Here is an 8,157-nt window from a genome sequence, read left to right as displayed (position 1 = left end):
AAAATATTCCTTTTATGAAACCTTTTGACTGCATAATAGTTGACGATGACGAGATGGATAGGCTTGTAGTTGTATCGTATGCCAAAAGATTTCCTACGTTAAACATTGCTGGTATTTTTAACTCTGCCGAAAAGGCACTTGCTTTTTTAGAAAACAATGCCATTGATATTGCTTTTTTAGATATTGAAATGCAAGGTGCGTCAGGATTAGAACTTCGTAAAAAAGCGCTCGAAATACCAGTTTGCATATTTATCTCATCCCATTCAGAAATTGCGGCTGAGACTTTTGAGTTGCAAACCTTAGATTTTATTGTAAAACCTTTCAAATTTCCTCGTTTTGAACAAACCATTAAACGCATTGAAGAGTTTATGGAAGTACAATTAAAAGCCAGTTTGTTTGAATCTTCTATTGGTGGTGATACTGTTTATGTAAAAACGGGTCACGACCAAATAAAAATAAAATTGCATGAGATTTTATATCTCGAAGCCCTAAAAAATTATACTATTTTAGTTACTGAAGGAAAACGGCATTGCGTTTTATCTAATTTAGGTGAGATATTACAAGAAGAAAAATTTCAATCTTTTATAAGAATTCATCGCAGTTTTGCGGTTCAAAAACAATTTATACAAAAAATAGGAAGTCAAGAAATTGAATTAAAGAACAATATTTTTATTCCTGTTGGAAGAAGTTTTAAAGATAATTTGAATTTTGTGATATGAGAAAATACTTTAGTTTACTTTTTTTGTTTTTCTTTTTTTTAAGTTTTTCTCAAAACACTAAAATCATAGATGATTTAACTATAGAACTTAATAAAAATAACAAACAGGACTCTTTAAAAGTAAATACGCTTCTAAAATTATCAATGGCTTGTTATGGTTCCAATCCGGAAAAAATGCTTCAATATGCCAATGAGTCCCTGCAAATTTCATCAAAAATAAATTTCAAAAAAGGAATTGGGGAATCTAACAAACTTTTGGGTGCTGCAAACTACATGAAAGGTAGTTTTAAAGAAGCTGAAAATTATTTCACTAAAGCACTAAAGATTTTTGAAGAAATTAAATATTATAAAGGGATTATTTTATGTTACTCGAATTTAGGAGGAATAAAAACAGTTCAAAACGAATATCCAGAAGCATTAAAATTGTATCAAAATTCAATTAGAATATGCGAAAAAACAAAAGAAACAAAGTTAGCCGGATTTGCAAATGGCAATATGGGTATCATTTATAGTGAATTAAAGAATTATGATTTAGCATTAAAACATTATAATGAAGCCCTAGAAACACATATAAAAGCAAATTATCAGGAAGGAATCGCCGCAAATTTAGGAAATATTGGAAATACTTATTTTCAAAAAAAAGAATATAACAATGCTCTTGAGTATTTTAACAAAGCTTTGAAAAAAAATATCGAAATAAATAACAAATCTGGTATTGCAAGAGAATATGGAAATGTTGCTAGTGTAAATATTGAACAGAAAAACTTTAATGATGCTTTTGAAAATCATTCTAAAGCACTAAAAATAAATGAAGAATTAAAAAATAAAAAAGGAATTTCAGTCAATTATCAAAGAATTGGGGAATATTACCTAAAACAAGGAGATTTTAAAGAATCAAGGAAATTTTTAAAAAATGCCAATGCTTTAGCTCTTGAAGTTGGCATCAAAGACATTCAAAAAGAATCTTTTAACAGCTTGAGTGATTTATACGAAAAGGAAGGACTAATGGATAGTGCTTATATTTATTTTAAAAAATACATTTCTGCTAAAGATGAAATTGAAAATGAAAACAATAGAAAACAAATTTCTCGACTAGAAATTCAATATGAATTTGACACAAAAGAAGAAAAATATAAAACCAAACAATTACTTGATGATCAAAATCTTAAACAGCAGCAACTCTTATTAGCCCTGAACAATGCTAAATTAGGAGAAAGCAACAAAGAAAGAGATTTAGTAAGATTAAACTACCTAAAAACACAGTCCGAATTAAAAGCAGAACAATTTGCTAAAAATGCTCAGAAAAAGCAACTAACAATAGCTGAAAAAGAAGTTGAAATAAAGCAAAAAGAAATAAAAATCGCCAACCTTTTTATACAAGTTAAGGAAAAACAAAAATGGTATCTAATTGCTGGACTTTTATTACTTGCAATAATTGGAAGTTTACTTTTTTATCAAAATAGAAATCGTAAAAAAATAAACGAAAAACTCCTACTTTTAAACCAAAATTTAGATTTAAAAAATGCCGAATTAGACGAAGCCAACAAAGCCAAAACTAGATTTTTCAGCATTTTAAATCACGACTTACGTGGTCCAGTAGCCAATTTGGTGAACTTTTTACAACTTCAAAAAGAAAATCCTGAACTACTTGATGAAGAAAGCATAAAAAGAATGCAAGACAAAACCATGAGTGGAGCAGAGAATCTTCTAACATCAATGGAAGATATTTTGCAATGGAGCAAAAGCCAAATGGAAAACTTCAAACCTCAACCCAAAAATATTGCAGTAGAAACTATATTTGAAGATACTAAAAAACACTTTTCGAGTGAGGAAAAAGTTAGAATAACATTCGAAAACACCTCAAATCTTAAAATGGTTACCGATGAAAATTATCTAAAAACTATTATTAGAAATCTTACTGGAAATGCTATAAAAGCACTATATAAAACAAATAATCCTACTATAATTTGGAAAGCTTGGCAAGAGAAAAACGAAATATTTTTATCTATTTCTGATAATGGAAAAGGCGCTTCTAACGAACAATTTAAAGCACTTTATGATGAAAAAGAAGTTGTAGGCATTAAAACTGGACTAGGTTTACACTTAATAAGAGATTTAGCAAAAGCTATTAATTGTGAAATTAAAGTAGAATCTAAATTGAATCAAGGAACTACATTTATCTTGAATCTTAAAAAATAATACATTTAAAAAATCCCTCTTCGCAAGAATATATTACATTTTACATATAATCGGTTTTTTTGTATATCTTATCGATATTTTATAATTATTTTAAGTATTCTGTATTTTAAATAAAAAAACATTGATATATTCGCAAACTACAAACTAAAAAACCCAGATTTTATGAAAAAATTTATTCTAAGTTTATCCATTTTTGCTTGCGGATACATGCAAGCACAAACGGGTAAATATTGGTCTGCACACAATGCAACTACCAATAAAATTACAGCTACCGACAAAGGTGTAGCTAGATTATCGTTTCCAAAAACGTTTGAATTATATGATTTGAATACTGCTCAATTAAGAAACTCTTTGTTTTCGACAATTAACAGATCAAACAATCAAACTGTAAACATTACATTGCCAAATGCTGATGGTCAATTCGAACAATTTGAAATGATAGAAGCATCAAATTTCGAACCTGCTTTACAAGCCCAGTTTCCAGAAATTAGAGCTTATTCGGGAAAAGGAATTACTGACAGATATGCTACAATAAAATTAAGTATTTCTCCTCAAGGGATTCAAACGATGATTTTTAGATCTGATAAAGAAAATGAGTTTATCGAACCATATTCTCAAGATCACTCTGTTTATGCCGTTTTTAAATCACAAAGAGAAAAAGGCAAACTACCTTGGACATGCTCTACTGACGATCATGCACTTGTTTTAGATATTAACAATCAAATTCCTAGTACAAACAAATCTAGTACAGCTCAGCTAAAAGTGATGAGATTGGCTCAGTCTTGTAATGGTGAGTATGCAGCTTATTTTGGGGCAAGTACAGCTGGTAATTCTACCGATCAAGCAAAAGTTTTGGCTGCATTCAATGCTACATTAACTCGTTGCAATGGAGTATATGAAAAAGATTTGGCTTTACACTTAAATCTTATAGCAAACACTACTAGTGTAATTTTCTATAATGCTGCAACCGATCCGTACTCAACAACATTATCAAGCTGGAATGCTTCACTACAAACAACATTAACAAATACCATTGGTGCTGCAAATTATGACATAGGTCATATGTTTGGTGCTTCTGGAGGAGGAGGAAATGCTGGGTGTATTGGTTGCGTATGTGATGCTGCTAAAGGTTCAGGTATAACTTCACCTGCTGACGGTATTCCTCAAGGTGATAATTTTGATATCGATTATGTTGTTCACGAAGTAGGTCATCAATTAGGTGGAAACCACACTTTTTCTAACAGCAACGAAGGATCTGGAGTTAGTAAAGAAGTAGGTTCTGGTGTAACTATTATGGGTTATGCAGGAATTACATCTCAAGATATTGCTCCTCATTCTATCGATATTTATCATGAAGCAACTATTGCTCAAATTCAAGCAAATTTAGCTACTAAAACTTGTCCTGTAACGACTTCTATTTCTGCAAATAATGCAACTCCAATTGCAAATGCAGGATTAGATTATACAATTCCTAAAAGCACTCCGTTTACACTTACTGGTTCTGCCACTGATGCAAACACTGGGGATGCTTTAACTTATTGCTGGGAACAAAATGACGACGGAGGAACACAAACTGGAGCAAGTAGTGTAGCAAGTATTGCTAAAGCTTCTGGACCTAACTGGAGATCATGGAGTCCAACAGCTTCACCAACAAGATATTTCCCAATTATACAATCAGTTGTAGCAAATTCTGCAACAACAGCCGGAACAGGAAATGATGGTATTAATGTGGAAGCATTAAGTTCTGTAGCAAGAACATTAAATTTCAGATTAACAGTAAGAGATAATGCTCCATATAGCTCAGTAGCTCCAATTAAAGTTGGTCAAACTAATTTTGATGATATGGTAGTAACGGTTAATGCTACGGCAGGTCCATTTACAGTAAGTTCTCCAAACACTGCAGTTTCTTACGCAGGTGGATCTTCTCAAACTGTAACTTGGAATGTGGCTGGAACAACAGCAAACGGTGTAAACTGTGCTAATGTGGATATTTACTTATCTACAGATGGTGGTTTAACTTATCCTGTTGCTTTATTATTAGGAACACCTAATGACGGAACTCAAGCGGTTACAATTCCTAACACACCTGGAACTAGTAATAGAATTATGGTAAAAGGAGCCAATCATATCTTCTTTGATATTTCTAATGTAAACTTTACAATTACTTCTGGTTCTACAGATACTGTTGCTCCATCGGCACCAACAACTTTAGCAGCTTCTGGAACAACACAAACAACTACAAACTTATCTTGGACAGCTTCTACTGATAATGTTGGAGTAACAGGATATGATATTTATCAAGGAACATCACTAATAGGAAGCACAACAACCGCTACTACTTTTGCAGTAACTGGATTAACAGCTTCAACGGCTTATAGTTTCTCTGTAAAAGCGAAAGATGCTGCTGGAAATGTTTCTGCAGCAAGTAATGTAGTTAGTGTTACAACTCTTGCTCCTGTTTCTGACACAACTGCACCAACTGCACCAACTGCTTTAGCAGCTTCTGGAACAACATCAACAACTACAAATCTTTCTTGGACAGCTTCTACGGATAATGTGGGCGTTGTAGGATACGATGTTTACCAAGGAACAACACTAAAAGGTTCGGTTGCAGGAACAACTTTTGCAGTAACTGCACTAACAGCTTCAACAGCTTATACTTTTTCTGTAAAAGCAAAAGATGCTGCTGGAAATATTTCGGCAGCAAGTAACGTAGTTAGTGTAACTACATTACCAACAACAACTGTTACCTATTGTACTTCTACAAGTAGTAATACTGCCGACGAAAGAATTGGAAAAGTTGTTTTTGGAACCATTAGTAATACTTCTACAGGAACTGCAGGTTACGAAAACTTTACCGCATTATCTACAAATGCTGCTAGAGCAACAGCTTATACAATTACAATTACACCAACTTGGACAAGCACTGTATATAGTGAAGGTTATGCAGTTTGGATAGATTATAACCAAAATGGATTGTTTACAGATGCTGGCGAATTGGTTTTCTCTAAAGCAGCTTCTAAAACAACTCCTGTAACTGGAACATTTACTATTCCTTCAACTGCAGTTTTAGGAACAACAAGAATGAGAGTTTCTATGGATTATAATGCGATTCCTACTTCTTGCCAATCTTTCACTTATGGTCAAGTTGAAGATTATACTGTAAATATTACTGCTTTAGCAAAACAAACGCAAACAGCAGGAAATAGTGGTATAAATATTAACTTATTCCCTAACCCAACATCTTCAATCTTAAACGTAACTTCAGTTTCTGAAAAAGCTACTTTTAAAGTTTACAATCTGTTAGGTCAAACGATTATGAATGGAAAAATTTCAAATGGTTCTATTGATGTTTCAAACATCAATTCTGGAAATTATATATTAGAAATTTCAGACAATGAATCGACTTTTACAAAACGTTTTGTAAAACAATAATGTTTTCTAAAAATAGTTAAAATTAAAAATCCCGCCATGATAGCGGGATTTTTTTTGCATAATACATAAACATTTATTAGCACAAAAAGGCCTAACTTGAGTTAGGCCTTTTTTATTTTGAAATTATTTTACTTGTAGCTCAAACGATTATAGTAATGCATCAATTGCATCAGCATAAGTTTGTTTAGGCGCTACACCTACTTGTCTTCCAACAACTTCTCCGTTTTGAAAAACTAAAACTGTAGGAATATTTCTAACTCCGTATTTAGCAGCAAATTCTTGATTTGCATCTACATCAACTTTTCCTACAACAGCTTTCCCGTCATATTCTGTTGCTATTTCTTCGATAACTGGACCAACCATTCTACAAGGACCACACCAAGCTGCCCAAAAATCTACTAATACTGGTTGTGATGATTTTAATACAACTTCCTCAAAAGTTGCATCGGTTATTGTTAATGCCATTTTCTTTTTCTTTATTAATTGTTATACAAAAGTAGAATTTTATTTTGGATAGTTTGCCGTTTGAAAATCAGTTTTAACTATAAATGTATTGACATTTTTTATTACAGGATTTAACCATGAGAATGTTAAATAAAAAAAGCTGCCCTTTCAGACAGCTTTTAAACATATTAAAACTTAACTATTAAGAACTATAGCGTGTATTTAAGTCCGATAGTTAAACCTAAACCACTAATTCCAACAAAAGAACTGATTTCGTTCATAGCCTCATTTGGTCTTGTGGTATCATTAGGATTAGCTGTTCCCGTATTAGGATTAAACAAAGGGTTATTAGAACCGCTATTTAATTCGTCTACATAATTCACGTGACTTGCAGAATAAGATGCGTCAGGACGGAAAGCTGTTGGAGTATATAATTTATCTACATCGTTTTCTGTATATACTTCTGTTTCTTTAGATTTACCATGTACTGTAAAGTTACGGTATTCTAATTCACCGAATAATGAGAAATGACTACCTAATTTGTATGAAGTACCTACAGCAGCCTGAAAACCAACAGTTGCCTTAGGTTTTACAACATCTTTACTATACGTATTAGTAATACCCGCTGGGTTAGTATACGTACGGTTTGTTTCAATTGTCAAATCACCGTGAATAGGAATAATAACACCTACCTTAGTGTAAGGCTCAAAATGATGTACTTCACCTAAGAACAAAACCAAAGCCGGAGATAAGTCTAACGCTTTAATTCTTCCTTCAGCTGTACCATCAACGAAAGTTGGGCCAGCTCCTGCTAATCTGTGTGTAGTTTCAACCATTGTTTTATTATTACCCATGTAATAATTGATTCCCATTTCAGCTCCTAAACGAGTTGTAAAACGGTAACCAACAGTTCCTCCGAAACGAACTCCTTCTCCGAAAGATCCATGATTGGTTTTTCTTGAAATCAAAGTAGTTCCGTTATCAGCATACACATCTGAGTTTGGTAATTGGCCACTTACAATTGGAAATTCAGTTGCTGCAGTTTGCACGAAGTAAGAACCTCCTAATTTAAAATACCAGCTTTCTTTTTTTTGAGGTTGTGTTTCACCTTCTGTTTGTGCTACCATTGTCATAGAACAAACCATTAATCCTAATAAAAATACTTTTTTAATCATAATTTTGGGGTTTTAAAAGCGCAAAATTAAATAATTTGACTGCTATTTGGAAACATTTTCAAAATAGAATAGTACTTAAAATAACCTTATTATGCGTGCATAGTAAAAATCAGCTACTTACAAAAAAAAATTAACACTTATAATTAAATAAAAATGGAAATCACATGCCAATAGTTTATAAATAGA

The 8,157-nt window shown here is 32.3% G+C and carries 5 protein-coding genes; 3 read left to right on the top strand and 2 right to left on the bottom strand.

Going from position 1 to position 8,157, the window contains the following annotated elements:
* From ACKVOV_RS10145 to ACKVOV_RS10135, 3 genes are all read left to right on the top strand, one after another.
* The coding region (locus ACKVOV_RS10145) for a LytR/AlgR family response regulator transcription factor (protein ID WP_409206644.1) at positions 1-719 on the top strand (719 nt) is incomplete at its 5' end.
* Complete coding sequence (locus ACKVOV_RS10140; RefSeq protein WP_409206643.1) at positions 716-2,917, top strand: tetratricopeptide repeat protein; 2,202 nt, start codon at positions 716-718, stop codon at positions 2,915-2,917. The genes ACKVOV_RS10145 and ACKVOV_RS10140, both read left to right, overlap by 4 nt.
* A 162-nt stretch (positions 2,918-3,079) precedes the next feature.
* A complete protein-coding gene (locus tag ACKVOV_RS10135; protein WP_409206642.1) occupies positions 3,080-6,352 on the top strand; it encodes a reprolysin-like metallopeptidase in 3,273 nt (1,090 codons plus the stop codon).
* A gap of 147 nt (positions 6,353-6,499) precedes the next feature.
* Here the strand turns inward: ACKVOV_RS10135 and trxA are convergent, their stop codons facing one another.
* Entirely contained in the window at positions 6,500-6,817 is a 318-nt protein-coding gene (trxA, locus tag ACKVOV_RS10130) for a thioredoxin (protein WP_348075581.1), read from the bottom strand.
* A gap of 188 nt (positions 6,818-7,005) precedes the next feature.
* Complete coding sequence (locus ACKVOV_RS10125; RefSeq protein WP_409206641.1) at positions 7,006-7,971, bottom strand: outer membrane beta-barrel protein; 966 nt, start codon at positions 7,969-7,971, stop codon at positions 7,006-7,008.
* Positions 7,972-8,157: the final 186 nt, after the last annotated feature.

It is taken from the genome of Flavobacterium sp., assembly GCF_046153165.1.
Classification (GTDB): Bacteria; Bacteroidota; Bacteroidia; order Flavobacteriales; family Flavobacteriaceae; genus Flavobacterium.
The sequence above is the reverse complement of the archived record's forward strand: the minus strand, read 5'-3'. Positions and strand labels throughout refer to the sequence as shown.

Excerpts from the sequence above, each read along its gene's own strand:
- trxA (WP_348075581.1), bottom strand. The coding sequence starts at position 6,817 with ATGGCATTAACAATAACCGATGCAACTTTTGAGGAAGTTGTATTAAAA.
- ACKVOV_RS10125 (WP_409206641.1), bottom strand. The coding sequence starts at position 7,971 with ATGATTAAAAAAGTATTTTTATTAGGATTAATGGTTTGTTCTATGACA.
- ACKVOV_RS10140 (WP_409206643.1), top strand. The coding sequence starts at position 716 with ATGAGAAAATACTTTAGTTTACTTTTTTTGTTTTTCTTTTTTTTAAGT.
- ACKVOV_RS10135 (WP_409206642.1), top strand. The coding sequence starts at position 3,080 with ATGAAAAAATTTATTCTAAGTTTATCCATTTTTGCTTGCGGATACATG.